This is a genomic window from Pantoea sp. RIT-PI-b, from assembly GCF_001187905.1.
Taxonomy (GTDB): domain Bacteria; phylum Pseudomonadota; class Gammaproteobacteria; order Enterobacterales; family Enterobacteriaceae; genus Pantoea; species Pantoea nemavictus.
The window spans coordinates 19,827-38,259 of sequence record NZ_LGIS01000018.1 but is presented as its reverse complement, the minus strand read 5'-3'; the positions used below and the strand labels follow the sequence as shown (position 1 = coordinate 38,259).

Below are 18,433 nucleotides of genomic sequence, written 5' to 3'. Positions count from 1 at the left end.
CCTGCGCGCGAAATATCGCGCTGCTACTTCGCGGGTATGATTAAGAACGCGCGTGTTAACCGGCCTGGCGAATAATCAGCTGTGACAGACGAGTCTTAATACGGAAACACAACTCACGAATCTGGAACTGATAACGTGGCATCACTAAATCGTTAATATCCGCGCCAATTGAATCTTTAATTTGCAGATATTTATTGGTCTGGGCGCCGATTTTCTGGAATTCGGCTTGATAGCTGTCATACGAGGCCTGGCTATAAAGGCGCATCGCGTCGAGCTCTTTGCGGCACTGCTGAATGTTGCTGGCACGGTCATCACTAAATGAGGCGCTTGCTGGCTGAGCCGGTGCGGAAGCCACAAAAGGAGTACCTTGCTGCTCTGGCGCATTTTGCGCAGCAGGCTGCTCGTCCGCAGTTGGCGGTGTGACCAAACTATGAACGGGTTGTTGTTTCGCGCAGCCCGTCAGTACCAACAGGCTTGCCACCGCGATACCAGTCATTTTTTTCATTATTTTCACCAGGAGTTGTTAGAGATGCTTGAAGCAAAAAATTATACGGCCTTAACCGGAAAGTTTCCTGCCAGACTCTCTGGCATTTGGCTTATGACCGCTTGGTTTAGCGCAGACTAACTTACTTAATCTATGGATGAAATTCGAGTAAGGAATTTTCCTTAGGAATATTCGCTGATAACCAGGCAAGTCGCAACCCGCTATAGCGACGCTTTGTCGCAAAACTTAAGCGTCTCGCAAAACGTCAGCAATTTTTACCCAGCACGGCTATAATCGCGCCACACACGATGTATTGACTCCCTTTGATCCAACCGCGGACCCCTCTCTTTTATGCTGAGTTATCGCCACAGTTTTCATGCCGGCAACCATGCCGACGTGCTGAAACACACCGTTGAAAGCCTGATCCTCACCGCCCTGATGGAGAAGGAGAAACCTTTCCTCTATCTGGATACCCATGCCGGTGCCGGACGTTACCTGCTGAGCGGTGAGCACGCCGAGCGTACCGGTGAATATCTGGAAGGCATTGGCCGTATCTGGCAGCAGCCGGATGTGCCTGAGCTGCTGAAGCCGTATCTTTCGGCGGTGCGTAACCTCAACCCACACGGCACCTTAAAGTATTATCCCGGTTCACCGTTGATTGCCCGCTTCCTGCTGCGTGAAGAGGACAAGATGGAGCTGACCGAGCTGCACTCCAGCGATTATCCGTTGCTGCGCACCGAGTTCAGCAAAGATTCGCGCGCGCGCGTGGCGCGTGGCGATGGCTACCAGCAGCTGAAAGCCAAGCTGCCGCCGCTGAGCCGTCGCGGTCTGATTCTGATCGATCCGCCATATGAGATGAAAAGCGATTATCAGGATGTGGTGAAAGGCATTCAGGAAGGCCACAAGCGCTTCGCCACCGGCGTGTTCGCGCTGTGGTATCCGGTGGTAATGCGTCAGCAGATCAAGCACATGGTTAAAGATCTGCAGGCCACTAATATCCGCAACATTCTGCAGATTGAGCTGGCGGTACGTCCGGACAGCGATCAGCGCGGCATGACCGCCTCCGGCATGATCGTCATTAATCCGCCGTGGAAGCTCAAAGCACAGATGGAAGAGCTGCTGCCGTGGCTGCATCAAAAGCTGGTGCCAGCCGGCACCGGTCACTTCAGCGTTACGCAGATCGTGCCAGAGTAAGTTCGCTCACGGCGTTGCCAGCCAAATAGGATAATTATCATGTGGATCATTCTGGCTGGCGCGCTCGCTGTGCTGTCGCCCGCCAAACGTTTTTCGGTACTGCTGCTCACGCTGGCCACGATTCTCGGCCTGTTTCAGGATGTGCTGGATTGGCCGGCGATGCTGCTGCTCGGCGCAATAGCCATTATCGCGTGGGTTCGCGTCGAAAACAGCGCGCGCTGGATTCAGCTGGTCAGTGAAGCCGCGCTGGTCGCTATCGCCATTGGCCTGTTTATGCATTTCTTCCCAGGCTTCAAAAATCCGCGCCAGGTTGAAGATGTGCAGGCCGGGCCGCTCAGCCTGCCGTTCAGCTTCTCCTACAACTTCGATAAAGCGCTGATTCCGTTTGTGTTGCTCATCTGCTTGCCGCAGCTGTTTCGCACCAAGGCCGCTCCGCCGCGTTACAAAATTTTGTGGCTGGCGCTGCTGGCGGCGATTCCGCTGCTGCTCTACGTGGCGGTGCAGTTAGGTGGTTTGGCCGTTGAGCCGCACTGGCCGGAGTGGCTGGGCAGTTTTATGCTGGCGAACCTGTTCTTCGTTTCACTGGCGGAAGAAGCGTTCTTTCGCGGCTATCTGCAGCAGCGCCTGCGCCAGCACATCGGCGCCGTGGCGGCACTGCTGCTGACGTCGCTGCTGTTTGGTTTAGCGCATTTTCCCGGCGGGCCGCTGCTGATGATCTTCGCCACGCTGGCCGGGCTGATTTATGGTCTGGCGTGGCACTGGAGTGGACGCCTGTGGGTTGCCACCGGCGTGCATTTCATTTTCAACATGACGCACCTGCTGTTCTTCACCTATCCGGCGCTACAGCACTAAACCTCGAACACCGCGAAATCATGTGCCAGCTCGGTCGCAGCAAACACCGACTGGCACTCCGCCAGCAGTTTTTCCCGATCCTTCGATAAATAGCGCGAGCTGAAATGCGTGGCGATCAAGCGCTTAGCGCCTGATTGTTTGGCCACTTCGGCTGCCTGAATCGTGGTTGAGTGACCGCGACCGTTGGCTTTCTCCTGCAGCGCCGCTTCCAGCGTGGTTTCGTGCACCATCACATCCGCATTGGCGGCCAGCTGCAGCGCAACATCGGTGGGCGCGGTGTCGCCAAATATCGCCAGCACTTTGCCTTTGGTGGCAGGCCCAAGATACTCCGCGCCGTTGATCTCCCGACCATCCTCCAGCTGGATGCGCTTGCCTGCTTTTAAATCCTGATACCACGGACCGCGCGGTACGCCTTCTGCTTTCAAACGCGGCGCATCAAGGAAGCCCGGCTTGTCGTGCTGCTCAATGCGATAGCCAAAGCACTCAATCACATGATTCATCGGCCAGGCGGTAACACGAAATTCGCCATCATCCAGCACCAAACCGGCTTCGATTTCGACAATTTCCAGCGGATAGGAGGTGTAAGAGCCACTTAAACTGAGCGCCGTCTCAATAAACTGGCGAATACCTGCTGGACCGTAAATGGTCATCGGTTCGGGGATGCCTGCCATCGAACGGCTGGTGAGCAATCCCGGCAGCCCGAAGATGTGGTCGCCATGCAGATGGGTGATGAAGATTTTTTCCAGCTTGCCCGGCTTGAGCGCCGAGCGCATGTATTGATGCTGCGTTGCTTCGCCGCAGTCGAACAGCCAGGTTTCGCCGCGTTTCGACAGCGTCAGCGCAATCGCGGTGACATTACGTTGCAGGCTGGGCGCACCGCCGCCGGTGCCGAGAAAAGTCAGTTGCATATTCATTTCCTTTTGACGAGTAGCACCCGTCATAATTCATGTTGCAGGAAGGCGGCAAATCCTTTAATCCCCAGGAGCATAGTTCACTATGTGACTGGGGTTAAAGGATGCAGCCAACGCGCCTGCGGCTTGAAGTATGGCGGGTTTCGGGATTCAACCCTATTACATTTATAGGTGCAATCTTTGCGCGCCTCGCGCCTCAAGCGTTAAACTCTATGCCAATTTTCTTCCAACAGATGGACATAACGGATGACCAGACATTTTGACTACCTCGCCATCGGCGGCGGCAGCGGCGGTATCGCCTCGATTAACCGCGCTGCGATGCACGGCCAGAAATGCGCGCTGATTGAAGCCAAAGAGCTGGGCGGCACCTGCGTCAACGTCGGCTGCGTACCGAAAAAGGTGATGTGGCACGCGGCGCAAATCGCTGAAGCGATTCATCTTTATGGGCCAGATTATGGCTTCGATACCACGGTAAACCGTTTTGACTGGTCAGTTCTGGTGAAAAACCGTAGCGCCTACATCGATCGCATCCACAGCTCGTACGACAACGTGCTGGGCAAAAATAAGGTGGAAGTGATCAAAGGCTTCGCGCGCTTTATCGATGCCAATACCGTGGAAGTCAACGGTGAAACACTCACCGCCGATCACATTCTGATCGCCACCGGCGGTCGTCCAAGCCACCCAGACGTACCGGGCGCGGAGTACGGTATCGACTCAGACGGCTTCTTCGAGCTGGATGCGTTGCCAAAGCGCGTGGCGGTGGTGGGTGCAGGTTACATCGCGGTAGAACTGGCCGGCGTGGTTAATGCGCTGGGCGCAGAAACGCACCTGTTCGTGCGTAAACACGCGCCGCTGCGCAGCTTCGATCCGCTGATCGTCGATACGCTGGTAGAAGTGATGCAGGCGGAAGGACCAACGCTGCACACCGAATCGATTCCGAAAGCCGTGATTAAAAACGCTGACGGCAGCCTGACGCTGCAGCTGGAGAGCGGCCACGAGCAAACGGTGGATTGCTTGGTGTGGGCGATTGGCCGTGAACCGGCGACCGATAACCTCAATCTGGCGGCAACCGGCGTTAAGCTGAATGAAAAAGGCTATATCAGCGTCGATAAGTTCCAGAACACCAATGTGCAAGGCATTTATGCGGTAGGTGATAACACCGGCGCGGTTGAGCTCACGCCAGTCGCGGTAGCGGCCGGTCGTCGTCTCTCCGAGCGTCTGTTTAACAACAAGCCGGACGAGCATCTGGATTTCAGCAACGTGCCCACCGTGGTGTTCAGCCATCCGCCGATTGGCACCGTTGGCCTGAGCGAACCGCAGGCGCGCGAGCAGTACGGCGACGATCAGGTGAAAGTGTACACCTCCTCCTTCACCGCGATGTACACCGCGGTAACGCAACATCGCCAGCCGTGCCGCATGAAGCTGGTGTGCGTCGGTCCGGAAGAGAAGATTGTCGGCATCCACGGTATCGGCAACGGTATGGATGAAATGCTGCAAGGCTTCGCGGTGGCGCTAAAAATGGGCGCAACCAAAAAAGACTTCGATAACACCGTGGCGATCCACCCCACCGCGGCCGAAGAATTTGTGACAATGCGTTAATATCGGTTTGATTAATAAACCGCTAATCTCGTAAATAACATCAGGATGCTTATGCATCCTGATGTTGATTTATTAAAGTTCATCGCTATCTTTTTCCAGTTTCGCTGGTTTAACAAGTGACTTCTTTTCTGCTGAAGCCAATCTCCGCTCAACTTTTTTTACATCTTCAGCAGCCGATAAACTTTCAGGTCTAATTCCTCGACTGAGTAATGTTTCTCTTACCGCCTGGTTATTATTAACGTGCTCGCCGGATATCTGCAGCTCACTTTGCATTTGTAGCGTACGAGCATTATGAATAGTAATTTCTGTGGCGAAATCTTTGGCTTTTAAAATTATGGTTGGCGCGAAATCAGCTAATGGGCGACTTTCTGGCACAGCCCACAGTGCTTTCATAACCTGAGTAGTACGATTAAACAGGGCAAAATCACCTTTACTGCGAATAAGTGCGAAGTTCTGGCTTCCACCCGTTTGTTCGTAGATTACGTTTGAAAGCTCTTTTTCGGTTCCGCTCAGTTTTTTCCTTGCCTGCACCCGCTCAGTTTCTAGCAGCCTTAATTCAATAAGCTCCGCTTTACGCGTCTGCATGGCAAAGTAAGTCTGCGCAAAGGCAATCTCCTGCTTTCTGGGATCGCCGTTTTGAGCAATCAGATAACATGCATACCGCGTAAGCATGACATCATCAATTTTGCGCTGCCCACCTTTGCCAAGTTCGATCATTTTCCCGACGTCGGCAAAATGATCCAACACCTCATGCTCTGAAATCTCGCAAGCCGTTTTGGCTTTCAAAACCACACTTTGAAAGTTGTCCCATTTGCCATATCCCAGCAGATGTTGCACATCTCGCGCTAACCAGAACTCCACACCACTATCAGTTTGTTGAGAACAGCGTTGAAAAGCATCGGTCAGCATCTGAATATGTTTGTTTTCCATCATTCCCCCTAAAATGCGTGTCAACACATCACTCGGGGATCAAACTGCCCAGCCTTCCTCTACATCGATAGCAGGTCCGTCTTATTTTTCGTTATCGCTTATTGGAACTTAACCGCAATCAGTCATGGAAAATAGTTCGGTATACTTCATTTCCTGAAATACAAAACCCATTTTCTTCGCTACTCAACAGTCCACGTAACGGATAAGATTTATTCCTTTACGGATGCTGAGTTATTCGGCCGCCATTAATGACGAAACTACAACGCGTTACCGCGATGTTGTAGGGTGCGCATTAATGCGCACCGCAAACTTAATGGCATTGCCGGTTTATATTTTTCGGGGAGAACGGTGTGAAAACAGGTCGTAATTGGGCATGAATATTATCGATATCATCATGTCCGCAGGCAAAGCCTCGGTGGACGTGGCGCTCTACACCTTAATTCCAATTATGGTGGTGATGTTATTCATCATGAAATATCTGGAAGTCAAAGGTCTGTTGGACTTCGTCGTCCGTCATGCCACGCCGTTATTAAAACCCTTCGGTATTACCGGGCTGGCTTTTTTTGCCATGATTCAGCTTAATTTCGTCAGCTTTGCGGCACCGCTGGCGGCGCTGGCGATTATGGAAAAGCGCGGTACCTCCGATCGTCATATGGCGGCTACCCTGGCGATGCTGTTTGCCATGGGGCAGGCCAGCACCTTTTATCCGCTGATTCCGGCGGGATTACACTGGAGCAGTGCGCTATTTATCTCGGTCTGCGGCGGAGTCGTAGCGGCGGCGACCACCTATCACTTCTTTGGTCGCAAACTTTCGGACGCAGCCCTGCTGAACGAAGATGACGCCGTGACCAGCAACGAAAGCAAAATGGGGCTGATTGGCATTATTAACAGCGCCGGTTCCGATGCGATTCGTCTGGCGCTCGGGTCGCTGCCGATGCTGATAATTTCGTTATCGGTGGTTGGCGTTTTAAAAGAAGCTGGCGGCATAGATATACTGACGCGCCTGATATCGCCGCTGCTCGACAAGCTGCACATTTCCGAGGTCTACATTCTTCCGGCGCTAACCAAATGTCTGGCGGGCGGCACCGCTTATTACGGCGTGGTGGCAGGATTGGTGGAGAAAGGCTTGTACAGCGCGCACAACATCAACGCCTCGGCGGGATTACTGATTCAAACCTTCGATCTGCCCGGCATCGGTATTTATCTTGGCCTGTCGAGCCGCTTCCCGCGCCTGTTCCGCTTCGCCGTGCCCGGCATTCTGCTCGGCATCGCGCTGCGTGCAGTAGCGCACGCCATCCTATTCTGATTATTTCTGGCGCTGAATAATATTTTCAGCGCCCTTTTATCAATAACACTACAATTCACAGGCGTTATTTATTATTACCCCTATTTAATTCATCGTTATTTTCAGCAGTTGCACCGCCATTAATTTTAGTACTATTATCGCAAGAGATACTTCGATAATGTAATTAACCCTGATTAAATAACGGGTTAATTAATAAAGCCCTTGTTTTCATCGCAGGTAATATTCCTGCTCACTCTCTTTTACATCGATAGGGTAACTCCATGAGCGGTAAGCAGATAAGCTGGAATGGCGGTTTACAACCTGAGGCCATTGATATTCTCGCCAAAGATGGCGGCATGATTGTGAGTCCCACCAAAGTGGGTTACATCATCATGACATCCGACAAAGCCGGGCTGGAACGTAAGTTCGAAGCTAAACAGCGCAAGCGCAACAAACCAGGCGTAGTGCTGTGTGGCTCGCTGGAACAGCTGCGTTCGCTGGCGCAACTGACGCCAGAAATCGACCAGCTTTATCAGCGCCATTGGGATGAAGATATTCTGCTGGGCTGTATTTTGCCGTGGCGCGACGATGCGCTGGCGCGTATTCCCGCTGATGGCTCAAAAGAGTTGATGATGGATGGCCGTCAAACCAGCTGCTTCGTGATTAAATTTGGCAAGCCAGGCGAAAATATCGCAAAAGCATTGTGGGAGCAGCACGGTAAATTCTCCTTTGCCAGTTCGGCAAATCCGTCCGGCCAGGGTAATCGCGGTTTGGTCGAGGGTATTGGCGAGCGCATTGAAGCCCGCGCCGATTTAATTATCGAAGCCAATGCTTACGTGAAGTCCATCCAGCCTAACGACACCAATAAAGTGCGCTATGAACAGGGTGTGATGGTGTCGATGGTAGATAGCGAAGGTCGTCTGATTCCACAGCAAAACGGCGAACGTAAAATCACGCCGTGCCCGGTGCTGATCCGTAAAGGGTTAGATGTGGATAAAATTATGGCGCTGCTATCTGACATCTTCCCTTCATGGGATTATCGCCACGGCGACTACTACTGACTTTTATAGGTCTGTTTCCGCTATGGAAACAGACTCTGCGTTTTACCACTCCACTGTAATCTTGCCAAAATGCCCCGCGCTCTGCTGATGCTTAAACGCCGCTGGCAGATCGCTCAGTGCACCATAGCTATCGCTAATCACCGGCCGAGCATCGGTTTGCTCCAGCGCGCGCACGAACTCCTGTTGTTGACGACGATGGCCGACAATCAGCCCCTGAATTCGCGCCTGTTTCGCCATCAATAATGATGTGGGGATCACGCCTTCGCGACCGGTGAGCACGCCGATTAACGCAATATGTCCGCCAACGCGCACCGCCTCAATTGACTGCGCCATGGTACCGGGACCGCCGAGCTCAATCACCACATCTGCGCCTTGCCCATCGGTCAGTTGCTGTACCGCTTTGCCCCACGCCGGTGTAGTGCGATAGTTGATGCCGGCATCGGCACCCAGCTCACGCGCGCGCGCCAGTTTTTCGTCAGAAGACGAGGTTACAATCACGCGTGCGCCCATTGATTTGGCGATCTGCAACGCCGTGATCGACACACCCCCGGTACCCAGCGTAACAATGGTGTCACCCGCTTTAATCTGTGCATCACCCACCAGCGCACGCCAGGCGGTGAGGCCTGATGTGGTAATGGTCGCCGCCTCCGCATGGCGCCAGCCGCGCGGTGCCAGCGTAAAATGTTGCGCCGGACGCACCACCACGTCGGCAGCAAAGCCGTGCGCACCATCGCCCGGTGTTTGTGCGAAATTACCCACCTGGCTAAACGGCAAGCCGTCCTGCCACTGCGGGAAGAAGCACGACACCACATGGTCGCCCGGCTTAAATTCGCTGACGCCTGCCCCCACTTCCTCCACCACGCCCGCGCCGTCCGCCATCATAATGCGGCCATCGGCGGTGGGGATCGATCCATCCGCCACCAGCAGATCGTGGAAATTGAGTGACGTCGCGTGGATCGCCACACGGATCTCACCTGCGCCAGGTTTACCGGGATCGGGGAGATCCGCCAGTTGCAGATTCTCTAATCCACCGGGATTCTTCAGGATCATCGCTTGCATGTTGGAACGTCTCCTTGGCTCATAAGATTGCTTGCGGATGGGTCGCCATCAATGGCGCCCCTACTCTGACCGTTGTAGGGTGCGCATTCATGCGCACCAGGCAAAAATGCACAATGGCTGAGTTTGGCAGCTATCTGCGGATTGCGCCTAACATCCTATGCGGTTACCCATCCGCGCCAAAGGCCACATCACGCTGCGCACGCAGTTCCGCCAGTCGGCTCTCCAGCGCCGCTTCGATATGCTGATACGCGGTGCTACCGAGCGCCAGGCGCAGCGGCATGCTGGCCTGATCGAGCGTGGCGATCATCGCCACCACACATTTCCCTGCATCGCCCGCGATAGTGAAATCACCCGAGAGAATCGCCTGGCGCAGCTGGCCTGAAGCGTTATCGCGATAAACATCCAGCGCCGTGGCCACATCCAGGCCGGCAGCGAAATGCGTTGCGGTTGGGCCGGGTTCGACCAGTAAGAAGTCGATGCCGAAGCTGGCAACTTCCTGACGCACCGCCTCGACAAATCCTTCAATGCCCCATTTGCTGGCGTGATACAGACTGAAGTTGGGATACGCCACCTGCCCGCCTTCTGAAGAGAGCTGCGCAATACGCCCACCGCCCTGCTGGCGCAGAAAAGGAATCACCGCGCGAATCAGCTGGATGGAGCCGGTAAGATTGGTGGCGATCTGGCGATCGATCTGCGCATCGCTCAACTCTTCTGCCGCACCAAACAGGCCGTAAGCGGCATTGCTTACTATGACATCAATGCGATCGACGGCGGCAAAAGCGCGGGCTATGACAGGCGCGATGCTGGCGGTTTGTGCCAGATCCAGCGCCATCACCTGCAGCCGTTCGCCGTAGCTTTGCTGCAGATCGACCATTGCCTGCTCACGGCGTACACATGCCAGCACGCGATCGCCGCGCGCCAGTAAACGTTCACTCATCAAACGCCCCAGCCCGCTGCTGGCGCCGGTAATTAACCAGGTTTTCATCTTGTGCTCCTCTTCTTGAAAACCTGATGGTAGAACGCTTTACTGGTGGTGATAATCCACCTAATTACGCATGACCCGGTGAGGAAAAACCACCAATGAGACGTCCTTCATGGCACGAGTTGCAGGCCATTAAAACGCTCGGTGAAGCGCGCAGCTTTCGCCGCGCCGCCGAACTGCTCGGCTTGAAGCGCTCCTCGCTCAGCCATCTGGTGAAAACACTGGAGCACAATCTTGGCGTGCAGCTGTTTCAGCGCACCACGCGCAGCGTATCGCTCACCGATGCCGGGCAACAGCTGCTGGATCGGCTCTCGCCTCTGCTGAATCAGATGGATGATGTGCTGCACGACATCTCCGCCAGCCGCCATCAGCATTACGGCACCTTGCGCATCAGCGCCAGCGATGCCTCGATTGGTTTGCTGTTGCAGCACGTAGTGGCGGACTTTAGCGCGCGCTATCCCGATATCCAGCTCGATTTCGCTGCGCAAGGCGCGTTGGTGGATATCACTGCCGCGGGTTTTGATGCCGGCATTCGGCTGATTGAGGATGTGCCGCAGGATATGGTGGCGGTGCCGATCGGCGGTGCGCTGACCTTTGTCACCGTGGCAGCGCCGGCATATCTGGCGCGACGTGCTGCGATTGTTCATCCGCGCGATCTGCTGCAACAGCAGTGTATTCGCCAGCGCTTGCCGAGTGGTAAACGTTATCAATGGGAATATGCACAGGCCGCTGAAACGCACCAGATTGATGTTCCCGGCACCCTTACGCTGGACAGCAACGCGCTGATGGCACAGGCGGCGCTCGCCGGTTTAGGCATTGCTTATGTGCCGTCGCTGTATGTGGAGCAGGAATTGCGCAGCGGCCAGCTGGTGGAGTTGCTGGCCGATTGGCGGGTGCAATCGGCGGGGATTGCGCTGTGGTTCCCGCCCAACCGACATCAGTCGATGGCGCTGCGGCTGTTTATTGATGCGCTGAAAGTCAGCCTGCCGCGCCCATCGTGATTCAGGCGGTGCGCTGCGGGGCTTTGTGCACCATGGTGTAGGCGTAATCGACGCCCATGCCGTAAGCACCGCTGTGTTCACGCACCAGATCCATCACCGCATCATAGGTCTCTTTGCGTGACCAGTCGCGCTGGTACTCGAGCAGCACTTGCTGCCAGGTGACCGGCACCGCGCCTGCCTGCACCATACGCTGAATCGAGCGTTCATGCGCATCAACGCTGGTACCGCCCGAGGTATCGGTCACCACATACACTTCATAACCCTCTTTCAACGCCATCAAGGCAGGGAATGTCAGGCACACTTCAGTCCACAGCGCGGAGATAATCAACTTCTTACGGCCCGTTTTCTCCACCGCTTCAACGAATTTCGCGTCTTCCCATGAGTTCATCGAGGTACGTTCGATCGGCTTCGCTTCCGGGTGTACCGCCAGCAGTTCAGGCCAGATGTAGCCGCTGAAGCTTTCGGTTTCTACCGAGGTGTAAATCACCGGCACGTCGAAAATTTTGCCGGTTTTCGCCAGGGCGACGGTATTATTTTTGAGCTGCTGGCGATCGATGTTCGCCACACCAAAAGACATCTGCGGCTGGTGGTCGATGAAAATCAGCGTGGAGTTCTGTGGGTCGAGCAGATCGAATTTAGACATGATGTGTTCCTCTAAAGTGGTTTTAAATTTGTGTGTTGTGCTGCTGGAATGAACTTTAGAGAAGGTGAACAGGAAGAGATAACGCAAAGAATTTTACAACTTGTTCAAAGCGTTTATAGAAGATTGATTTACCAATAAAAAAACAGCTAATCGCTATGCCATTGGCCTTAAAAATGCTGAGAATGGGCGTTGTTCAAGCGAACTGGGCGGCGTAACCTGTTGCCACAAAATCAAAAAAATACACCATCGCAAAATGATCGTACGTCCTCATCAACACTGGTTTATGCGCTTGTTTGACTGGCACGGCTCGGTGCTCAGCAACATCGTGTTCCGCCTGTCGCTCAACCTGTTAATGTCGCTGATCGCCATCTTTGGCTATCCGTGGTACTCCACCTTCGGCATTCACCTCACCACCGCACCCTTTAGCCTGGTAGGCGTGTCGATCGCTATCTTCCTCGGCTTTCGCAACAACGCCAGCTATGCGCGTTTTCTCGAAGCGCGTAATTTGTGGGGCAGCCTGCACATCACCCAGCGATCGCTGCTGCGGCAAATTAAAAGCATTCGCGGCGTCAGCGAAGAGCAGATACGGGAATTTACCGGCTTGCAGCTGGCGTTTTGCTGGTGTCTGAAGCACCGGCTGCGTAAAACGGAGGTACAGACGGATTTGCAGCGCTTGCTGCCCGCCCGCTGGCACAGCGCGGTGCTCCATCATCCGCTGCCGACCTCACAGATTTTATTGTGCCTCAGCGAATGGCTGGCGCAGCGCCGTGATGAAGGGTTGGTGTCGGATATCGTCTGGCAGAGCATTGATGAGAATCTTAATCAGCTGTCGACCATTCTGGGCGGTTGCGATCGCATCGCCAGCACGCCCATTCCGTTTGCCTACAGCCTGATTCTGCATCGCACCGTTTATCTGTTCTGTACGCTGCTGCCGTTCGCGCTGGTGGCGGATTTGCATCTGATGACGCCGCTGGTGTCGATGTTTATCTCCTACACCTTTTTGTCGCTCGAGGCGCTAGCGGAAGAGCTGGAACATCCGTTTGGCACCGCGCCGAACCATCTGCCGCTCGATGCGCTGTGCGTCAACATCGAACGCAATTTGAAAGCGATGAATGGCGACATGCCGCTGCCCGAACCGTTACGGCCGGATGCGCATTTTAATCTGACGTGATTGATATTTATGGGGCATGCCTGGTCGCCATGAATGGTGACCCTACGCCGGTTCTGTAGGGTCACCATTCATGGTGACCACCCCAATCGGCGCACCAATCGTGATGACGCTATTTATGGCTGACGTGATTAACCCAGATTATCCAGCCAGCGCACATAAGCCTGATCCCACAGCGCGGCAGGCGTGCCCGCTTTGCCGAGACCAAAACCGTGGCCGCCGCTGCTAAGCTCAATCAACTCAACCGGCACGCGCATGCGGCGACAGGTATCGCGCATGATTTCGGTATTGTGAGGATTTGAGGTGCGATCGTCTTCGGCCTGCGCGAGGAAGGTGGGCGGATATTGCCGCGTGACGTAGTTTTGCACCGACCAGTTGGCTTCCTGGGTTGGCGTGACGTTATGGCCCACCAGCATCAGGTGCGTGTTGGTGTGCTGATACGGCGCTTCGAGGGTGATGACAGGATAGATCAGGCCAACGCTATCCACGCTCGGTCTGACCTGATCCAGCGGGTCCTGCGCCGGATAGGATGCGAAATCCGGTCGCGCGGCGGCCATGCCGAGCAGATGTCCGCCGGCGGAAAAGCCCAGCAGATGCACCTTGCGCTCCATGGAGCGCACCAGACGAATCGCCCGTTGCGCATCCTGCAGCGGCGCCAGATTGCCCGCCTGCCACTTCTCACCCGGCAAACGGTAGCTGAGCACATACACGGTGTAGCCGTTTGCATTGAGCCAGCGCGCGACCGGCCAGGCTTCGCGCCCCATACCGATAAAACGATAGCCGCCGCCCGCTGCGACAATCACCGCTTCGCCGTTGGGATTTTCCGGGCGGAAACGCTGAATGGCGGGAGAAACGATGTTGGTCCAGGAGCCGTATTTGTTAACTTTAAGCAAACCCGAAGGGCCGCCGCCGCCAGGCGGATCGTCGGGCCACAGCGGAATGACGTCGTCGCGAGCAAATAACTTGCCCGTGGTCATCGAGAGAGCGGTTGCTCCGGTTGCCAACAAAAAGTGACGACGTGTAATCATCTTGCCCAGTGCCAGTATGCAAAAAATGCCAGCTTTAACAGCTGAATCTCATTATGTGACGCATGTCTGATTTCGACGTTGGCGATTATGTACGTAAATCGTACAAAAAAGCCATAAAAAAACGCGCCTAAAAAGGCGCGAGTTCTTTCAAATACCCTAAATAATTCGTGCGGCAGAAAGTATGACGGGTATTAGTCTTGTTGCTGGAACTGGGTCATCACCGTTTGTTCACATTGCTGCTGATCTTTACGCAGTTTGCCGCGCTCATCTTCGCCCAGCTCCAGCCACGCGCTAATCACTTCCTGCGCGATCTCTTCATTGAATTCAGGCTGCTGCATCGCCGATGAAGACTGGCTAGCCGCCAGTTGGGACTTCAGCTTCTCGGTGTAGCCATCCAAATCGCTGGTGCTCTTCTCGCTGCTCACCAGATGACACAGCTGGCTGGCATAGACATTCTCTTCCTGATTATTGTCACCCTCGGCAGCAAACACACCGGCCGAAAGAGACAGCCCAACGAGGGCGAGTAATAACGCTTTCATAACAGGCTCCAATAATTTCCAATAAATCAGTTTTCGTTGCGCTCCGCGCGTGCGGCCTGACGGGCAGCACGCCAGTTTAACAACGGCGTTACCGTGATGCCGTGCAGCACAATACTGCACACCACTAACGTCAACGCCATATCCACCATCTGCTCCGCCTCGGGTCCACGCATGCCGTGCACCCATGCATAGGCAATATAATTGATACTGCCGATGCCGCGAATACCCAACCAGCCAATCAGCAGCCGTCGCATTAACGGAATATCGCAACGCCACGTAGTGATCCACACCGCCAACGGACGCACCACCACAAACAGCAATAGCGCCAGGCCAATGCCGGTGAGATTCCAGTGCTGCGCCAGCGTAATGCCGAGCACCACCATCATGCCTGCGGCGAGCAAGCGCTCGATAGTATCACCAAAGGAGAGCGCATCGCCGATCACCAAACCGACCGATTTCACCATGCCGCTACTGCCTTGCGCCATACGTTGACCGGTATTCACCCGCGCTTCTGCCGGTAAGAAACGCTCCTCTTCTGACATCTCATCCTGCGGATAGTGCTTCACTACGCGTAATTCCGCACGACGCAAACCGACGCCGGCGGCGAAAGTCGCGAGGAAGCCGGAAGCATCAACCGACTGCGCAGCGGCGTAGCTGAGCGCAATCAGCGCAAGAGCAAACAGATCGTTCGGCGCCACATCCTGATTAGCGGTGCGTAGATGCGTCGCCAGTTGGCCAATCAGCCAGCCCAGCGCAAAACCTATCCCCAACCCGCCGCCGATCGCCCAAAGCGCGTCTTTGGCGAACCATTCGCCGAATGAAGCCATGTTCAGCGCGCCCGGCTGCAGCATCAACATGGCCAGCATCAGCAGCGGCAGCGCCGAGCCGTCGTTCATGCCGGCTTCGCTGGAGAGCGCCACGCGCAGCGCATCGTCATCGCGCGCATCATTGACGGAAATCAGGCTGGCAAGCACCGGATCGGTCGGCGCCACAATGGCACCAAATGCCAGCGACAGCGCCCAGTCAAAGCCGGTGATCCAGTGCACCAGCACCGTCATACTGCCTACCGTCAGCAGCATCGCCGGAAACGCCAGCCGCACGCCGATGCGCCACGCATGCGCATTGAGCGGCAAACGCAGCTTGAGCCCGGTGATAAACAGCGAGGCGGCCATGGTAATTTCAGTGATGTGCGCAGCGAGATTGGCGTGACCGATAATATCGACTTGCAGCAGATTGAGCATCCACGGGCCACAGAGGATACCCGCGAACAGATAGAGACCAAATGAGGTCACTGGCCCGCGGTGAATCCAGCCGGAAGCCAGTGACATAAGAAGTAGCAGACCGCCGGTGGCGGCGGTCCAGGCCAGGAAATTCATAACGCTCCGTTTTTAAATAATATTCTTCCTTTAAGCCTGGCACATGTTACGCGGTTAGTTTTTCAGATGACGGCTTGCCAGGCGAATCATCAAGGCAAGCGCAGCGGCTAGCGTCGAGAGCGCGACCACACCGGTCCAGCCCCAATGCGCCAGCGCCAGGCTACCCAGCGCCGCACCGGTTGCCATGCCGATAAAGACCACGGTAAACATCAAGGCGTTAAGACGACTGCGCGCTTCCGGTGCCAGGCTGTAAACCAGCGTCTGATGCGCCACCAGCGTGGCCTGCACACCCAAATCAAAACCGATGGTGCTGAGGATAATCAGACCAAGCTGCGCTGGCATCGGCAACAGCGGCAGCAGGAACATCAACGCGAACGATACCATCACCAATGTGGCACCGTACTGCGTGACACGTGCGGGACCGATACGATCCGCCACGCTACCGGCTAACGGTGCCGCTAACGCCCCTGCCGCACCGGCCAGGCCGAACGCACCGGCAACGGCGCTATCCAGATGGAATTTGTCGCTTAGCATTAACGCCAGCGTTGACCAGAAGGCGCTAAAGCCAACCGATAACAGGCCCTGCGCCAACGCCGCGCGCCGCAAAGTTTGATGGTGCTGCCACAGATGAGCCAGCGACAGCAGCAGACGCGGATAGCTCACCGAAGTGCCTGGCGTAAAGCGCGGTAACACGCGCCACAGCGCACCGCTAATCAGCAACACCGCTACGGCCGCTATCAGGTACATGGTGCGCCAGCCGAAATACTCCGCCACCACGCCGCTCACCACGCGAGACAGCAAAATCCCCACCAGCAAGCCCGTCATCACCGTGCCGACGATTTTGCCGCGACTGCGCTCCGGCGCTAACGCCGCCGAAGCCGGTACGATGTCCTGCGCCACGGTGGCGGTTAAGCCGGTGACGAAGCTGGCGATCAGCAACGCGTTCAACCCGCCCGAAAAGCCACACAGCAGCAGCGCGGCAACCAGCAGCAAGCCTTTGATCAGGATGATGGTGCGTCGATCGTGGCGGTCGCCGAGCGGGGCCAGCAGCAGAATGCCGAGCGCGTAGCCGGCTTGCGTCAGCATCGGCACCATGCCCACGCTACCAATCCCGACGTTGAACTGTTTGCTGATGATATCCAGCATCGGCTGGCTGTAGTAAATCGATGCAACGCTGAGTCCAGCACCGGCGGCGAGCGTAAACACCAGCGGCGCGGGCAGTTTCTCAGCGGGCATGGCTGAAGATGAGATGACTGACATAATGGATTCCCCCGTGAAAGTGCGCTTATTAAAGCGCGTTACCGCCATACGCGGTAGACTGCTCAAACACAGAACTGTTATGCGTGGTACGTATGAACACGGTTTCCAGCGTTGATCGCATCGAACTGATGCAGACCTTTATCCGCATCGTCGAGAGTGGATCGCTTTCGGCAGCAGCAAGCCAGCTCGGCACCACGCAGCCCACCATCAGCCGTCGGCTGCAGGCACTTGAGCAGCGGCTCGGTCTCAAACTGATTATGCGCACCACGCATGCGCTGAAGCTCACCGATGATGGCGAGCGCTGCTATGCGCAGGCGCGTCAGCTGGTGGCGACCTGGCATGCGCTGGAAGATGATCTGACCGGAGCCAGCGACGATCCGATTGGCACCCTGCGCGTGCGCGCACCGCACGCCTTTGGTCAGGATCAGCTGATTGAGCCGCTGATTGATTATCTGCACCGCTACCCGCGCTTAACGGTAGAGTGGATGCTGAATGACCGCACGCCGGACTTTATCAGCGAAAACATCGATTGCGCGATCCAGGTCGGTGCGCCGAGCGACTCATCCATCGTGGCGATATTGCTGGCTGAAGTGCCGCGCTTTGTGGTGGCCGCGCCATCGCTGCTGGCGGCCTATCCGCCAGTGACCGAAGTAACGCAGCTCAACAACCTGCCGTGGCTGGCGTTGACCAGTTTTTATCGTAACGAAATCGCCTTACAGCGTATCAGCGACGGCCAGCCGGTGAATCTGGCGATTGCGCCACGTCTCGCCAGCGACAGTTTGTACGCGGTGCGCAAAGCCGCCGTGGCGGGGATGGGCGCAGCAGTGGTGTCATCCTGGGTGGTGCAGGAAGATTTGGCTAAAGGGGATCTGATTCAGTTAATGCCGGAGTGGCAAGCGCCACCGCTGCCGGTGTGGCTGACTTATCCGTGGGCCAGCTATTATCCGGCACGACTACGGCAGTTTTTCGAAATGATTCGTGAAGTGATGCCTAAGCTGGCGGGCGCGCAGCCAGCAACGCGGTAGCGGTTTTTCCCTCACCCCAGCCCTCTCCCGCAAGCG

The 18,433-nt window shown here is 55.7% G+C and carries 18 protein-coding genes; 8 read left to right on the top strand and 10 right to left on the bottom strand.

The genetic code is table 11. The features are described 5' to 3' along the window. Positions 1 to 55: 55 nt before the first annotated feature. Entirely contained in the window at positions 56 to 505 is a 450-nt protein-coding gene (locus AC790_RS25120; RefSeq protein ID WP_007889901.1) for a hypothetical protein, read from the bottom strand. Positions 506 to 835: 330 nt separating this feature from the next. Here AC790_RS25120 and AC790_RS11760 point away from each other — a divergent pair, with 330 nt between their 5' ends. Together AC790_RS11760 and AC790_RS11755 are read left to right on the top strand one after the other, a co-directional pair. Beyond that, positions 836 to 1,678, top strand: coding sequence for a 23S rRNA (adenine(2030)-N(6))-methyltransferase RlmJ (locus AC790_RS11760; RefSeq protein WP_007889903.1), 843 nt, complete (start codon positions 836 to 838; stop codon positions 1,676 to 1,678). Positions 1,679 to 1,717: 39 nt separating this feature from the next. Continuing rightward, on the top strand, positions 1,718 to 2,530 hold the full coding sequence (locus tag AC790_RS11755; RefSeq protein WP_007889905.1) for a CPBP family intramembrane glutamic endopeptidase: 813 nt from the start codon (positions 1,718 to 1,720) through the stop codon (positions 2,528 to 2,530). On the opposite strand, the gene rnz is transcribed toward AC790_RS11755, so the two are convergent. After that, positions 2,527 to 3,438 carry a ribonuclease Z gene (gene rnz / locus AC790_RS11750; protein WP_049851896.1) on the bottom strand — a complete coding sequence of 304 codons (912 nt, stop codon included), beginning with the start codon at positions 3,436 to 3,438 and terminating at the stop codon, positions 2,527 to 2,529. The genes AC790_RS11755 and rnz overlap by 4 nt on opposite strands. 249 nt (positions 3,439 to 3,687) lie before the next feature. Between rnz and gorA the strand changes: the two genes are divergently transcribed. Beyond that, a complete protein-coding gene (gene gorA, locus AC790_RS11745) occupies positions 3,688 to 5,040 on the top strand; it encodes a glutathione-disulfide reductase (RefSeq protein ID WP_049851895.1) in 1,353 nt (450 codons plus the stop codon). A 72-nt stretch (positions 5,041 to 5,112) separates the two neighbouring features. On the opposite strand, the gene dinD is transcribed toward gorA, so the two are convergent. Continuing rightward, positions 5,113 to 5,970: a DNA damage-inducible protein D gene (gene dinD, locus AC790_RS11740; RefSeq protein ID WP_049851966.1), complete on the bottom strand. Its 858-nt coding sequence runs from the start codon at positions 5,968 to 5,970 to the stop codon at positions 5,113 to 5,115. A gap of 373 nt (positions 5,971 to 6,343) precedes the next feature. Between dinD and AC790_RS11735 the strand changes: the two genes are divergently transcribed. Together AC790_RS11735 and AC790_RS11730 are read left to right on the top strand one after the other, a co-directional pair. Then, positions 6,344 to 7,276 (top strand): nucleoside recognition domain-containing protein, encoded by a 933-nt coding sequence (locus AC790_RS11735; RefSeq protein WP_049851894.1) that lies wholly within the window; start codon positions 6,344 to 6,346, stop codon positions 7,274 to 7,276. A 260-nt stretch (positions 7,277 to 7,536) separates the two neighbouring features. Beyond that, entirely contained in the window at positions 7,537 to 8,316 is a 780-nt protein-coding gene (locus tag AC790_RS11730) for an L-threonylcarbamoyladenylate synthase (RefSeq protein WP_007889920.1), read from the top strand. A gap of 42 nt (positions 8,317 to 8,358) precedes the next feature. Here AC790_RS11730 and AC790_RS11725 read toward each other — a convergent pair whose 3' ends face one another. Next, positions 8,359 to 9,375 carry an NAD(P)-dependent alcohol dehydrogenase gene (locus tag AC790_RS11725; protein WP_049851893.1) on the bottom strand — a complete coding sequence of 339 codons (1,017 nt, stop codon included), beginning with the start codon at positions 9,373 to 9,375 and terminating at the stop codon, positions 8,359 to 8,361. Between the two features lie 163 nt (positions 9,376 to 9,538). After that, complete coding sequence (locus AC790_RS11720; protein WP_049851892.1) at positions 9,539 to 10,360, bottom strand: SDR family oxidoreductase; 822 nt, start codon at positions 10,358 to 10,360, stop codon at positions 9,539 to 9,541. A gap of 95 nt (positions 10,361 to 10,455) precedes the next feature. On the opposite strand from AC790_RS11720, the gene AC790_RS11715 reads away from it, so the two are divergent. Beyond that, entirely contained in the window at positions 10,456 to 11,358 is a 903-nt protein-coding gene (locus tag AC790_RS11715) for a LysR family transcriptional regulator (protein WP_049851891.1), read from the top strand. A gap of 1 nt (position 11,359) precedes the next feature. Here AC790_RS11715 and AC790_RS11710 read toward each other — a convergent pair whose 3' ends face one another. Beyond that, positions 11,360 to 12,001 carry a hydrolase gene (locus AC790_RS11710; protein WP_007889925.1) on the bottom strand — a complete coding sequence of 214 codons (642 nt, stop codon included), beginning with the start codon at positions 11,999 to 12,001 and terminating at the stop codon, positions 11,360 to 11,362. Positions 12,002 to 12,254: 253 nt separating this feature from the next. Here AC790_RS11710 and AC790_RS11705 point away from each other — a divergent pair, with 253 nt between their 5' ends. After that, positions 12,255 to 13,172, top strand: coding sequence for a bestrophin family protein (locus AC790_RS11705; protein WP_049851890.1), 918 nt, complete (start codon positions 12,255 to 12,257; stop codon positions 13,170 to 13,172). 128 nt (positions 13,173 to 13,300) lie between these two features. Here AC790_RS11705 and AC790_RS11700 read toward each other — a convergent pair whose 3' ends face one another. The 4 genes from AC790_RS11700 to AC790_RS11685 all read right to left on the bottom strand — a co-directional run bounded on the left by AC790_RS11700 (position 13,301) and on the right by AC790_RS11685 (position 17,372). Further along, positions 13,301 to 14,197, bottom strand: a complete 897-nt coding sequence (locus AC790_RS11700; protein ID WP_049851889.1) for an alpha/beta hydrolase — start codon at positions 14,195 to 14,197, stop codon at positions 13,301 to 13,303. A gap of 191 nt (positions 14,198 to 14,388) precedes the next feature. After that, the gene (locus AC790_RS11695) at positions 14,389 to 14,736 is read right to left on the bottom strand and encodes a hypothetical protein (protein ID WP_049851888.1); all 348 of its coding nucleotides are present in this window, start codon (positions 14,734 to 14,736) and stop codon (positions 14,389 to 14,391) included. A 26-nt stretch (positions 14,737 to 14,762) separates the two neighbouring features. After that, the gene (locus AC790_RS11690; RefSeq protein WP_007889933.1) at positions 14,763 to 16,112 is read right to left on the bottom strand and encodes a sodium:proton antiporter; all 1,350 of its coding nucleotides are present in this window, start codon (positions 16,110 to 16,112) and stop codon (positions 14,763 to 14,765) included. A gap of 54 nt (positions 16,113 to 16,166) precedes the next feature. After that, positions 16,167 to 17,372, bottom strand: coding sequence for an MFS transporter (locus AC790_RS11685; RefSeq protein WP_049851965.1), 1,206 nt, complete (start codon positions 17,370 to 17,372; stop codon positions 16,167 to 16,169). 92 nt (positions 17,373 to 17,464) lie between these two features. Here AC790_RS11685 and AC790_RS11680 point away from each other — a divergent pair, with 92 nt between their 5' ends. Next, positions 17,465 to 18,397: a LysR family transcriptional regulator gene (locus AC790_RS11680; RefSeq protein WP_007889936.1), complete on the top strand. Its 933-nt coding sequence runs from the start codon at positions 17,465 to 17,467 to the stop codon at positions 18,395 to 18,397. Positions 18,398 to 18,433 lie beyond the last annotated feature (36 nt).

Bases quoted from the DNA above. Each gene is read 5' to 3' on its own strand.
- AC790_RS11690 (WP_007889933.1), bottom strand. From the start codon at position 16,112: ATGAATTTCCTGGCCTGGACCGCCGCCACCGGCGGTCTGCTACTTCTT.
- AC790_RS11680 (WP_007889936.1), top strand. From the start codon at position 17,465: ATGAACACGGTTTCCAGCGTTGATCGCATCGAACTGATGCAGACCTTT.
- AC790_RS11720 (WP_049851892.1), bottom strand. From the start codon at position 10,360: ATGAAAACCTGGTTAATTACCGGCGCCAGCAGCGGGCTGGGGCGTTTG.
- AC790_RS11700 (WP_049851889.1), bottom strand. From the start codon at position 14,197: ATGATTACACGTCGTCACTTTTTGTTGGCAACCGGAGCAACCGCTCTC.
- gorA (WP_049851895.1), top strand. From the start codon at position 3,688: ATGACCAGACATTTTGACTACCTCGCCATCGGCGGCGGCAGCGGCGGT.
- AC790_RS11710 (WP_007889925.1), bottom strand. From the start codon at position 12,001: ATGTCTAAATTCGATCTGCTCGACCCACAGAACTCCACGCTGATTTTC.
- AC790_RS11755 (WP_007889905.1), top strand. From the start codon at position 1,718: ATGTGGATCATTCTGGCTGGCGCGCTCGCTGTGCTGTCGCCCGCCAAA.
- rnz (WP_049851896.1), bottom strand. From the start codon at position 3,438: ATGCAACTGACTTTTCTCGGCACCGGCGGCGGTGCGCCCAGCCTGCAA.
- AC790_RS11735 (WP_049851894.1), top strand. From the start codon at position 6,344: ATGAATATTATCGATATCATCATGTCCGCAGGCAAAGCCTCGGTGGAC.
- AC790_RS11725 (WP_049851893.1), bottom strand. From the start codon at position 9,375: ATGCAAGCGATGATCCTGAAGAATCCCGGTGGATTAGAGAATCTGCAA.
- AC790_RS11695 (WP_049851888.1), bottom strand. From the start codon at position 14,736: ATGAAAGCGTTATTACTCGCCCTCGTTGGGCTGTCTCTTTCGGCCGGT.
- AC790_RS25120 (WP_007889901.1), bottom strand. From the start codon at position 505: ATGAAAAAAATGACTGGTATCGCGGTGGCAAGCCTGTTGGTACTGACG.
- AC790_RS11730 (WP_007889920.1), top strand. From the start codon at position 7,537: ATGAGCGGTAAGCAGATAAGCTGGAATGGCGGTTTACAACCTGAGGCC.
- AC790_RS11760 (WP_007889903.1), top strand. From the start codon at position 836: ATGCTGAGTTATCGCCACAGTTTTCATGCCGGCAACCATGCCGACGTG.
- AC790_RS11705 (WP_049851890.1), top strand. From the start codon at position 12,255: ATGATCGTACGTCCTCATCAACACTGGTTTATGCGCTTGTTTGACTGG.
- AC790_RS11685 (WP_049851965.1), bottom strand. From the start codon at position 17,372: ATGTCAGTCATCTCATCTTCAGCCATGCCCGCTGAGAAACTGCCCGCG.
- AC790_RS11715 (WP_049851891.1), top strand. From the start codon at position 10,456: ATGAGACGTCCTTCATGGCACGAGTTGCAGGCCATTAAAACGCTCGGT.
- dinD (WP_049851966.1), bottom strand. From the start codon at position 5,970: ATGGAAAACAAACATATTCAGATGCTGACCGATGCTTTTCAACGCTGT.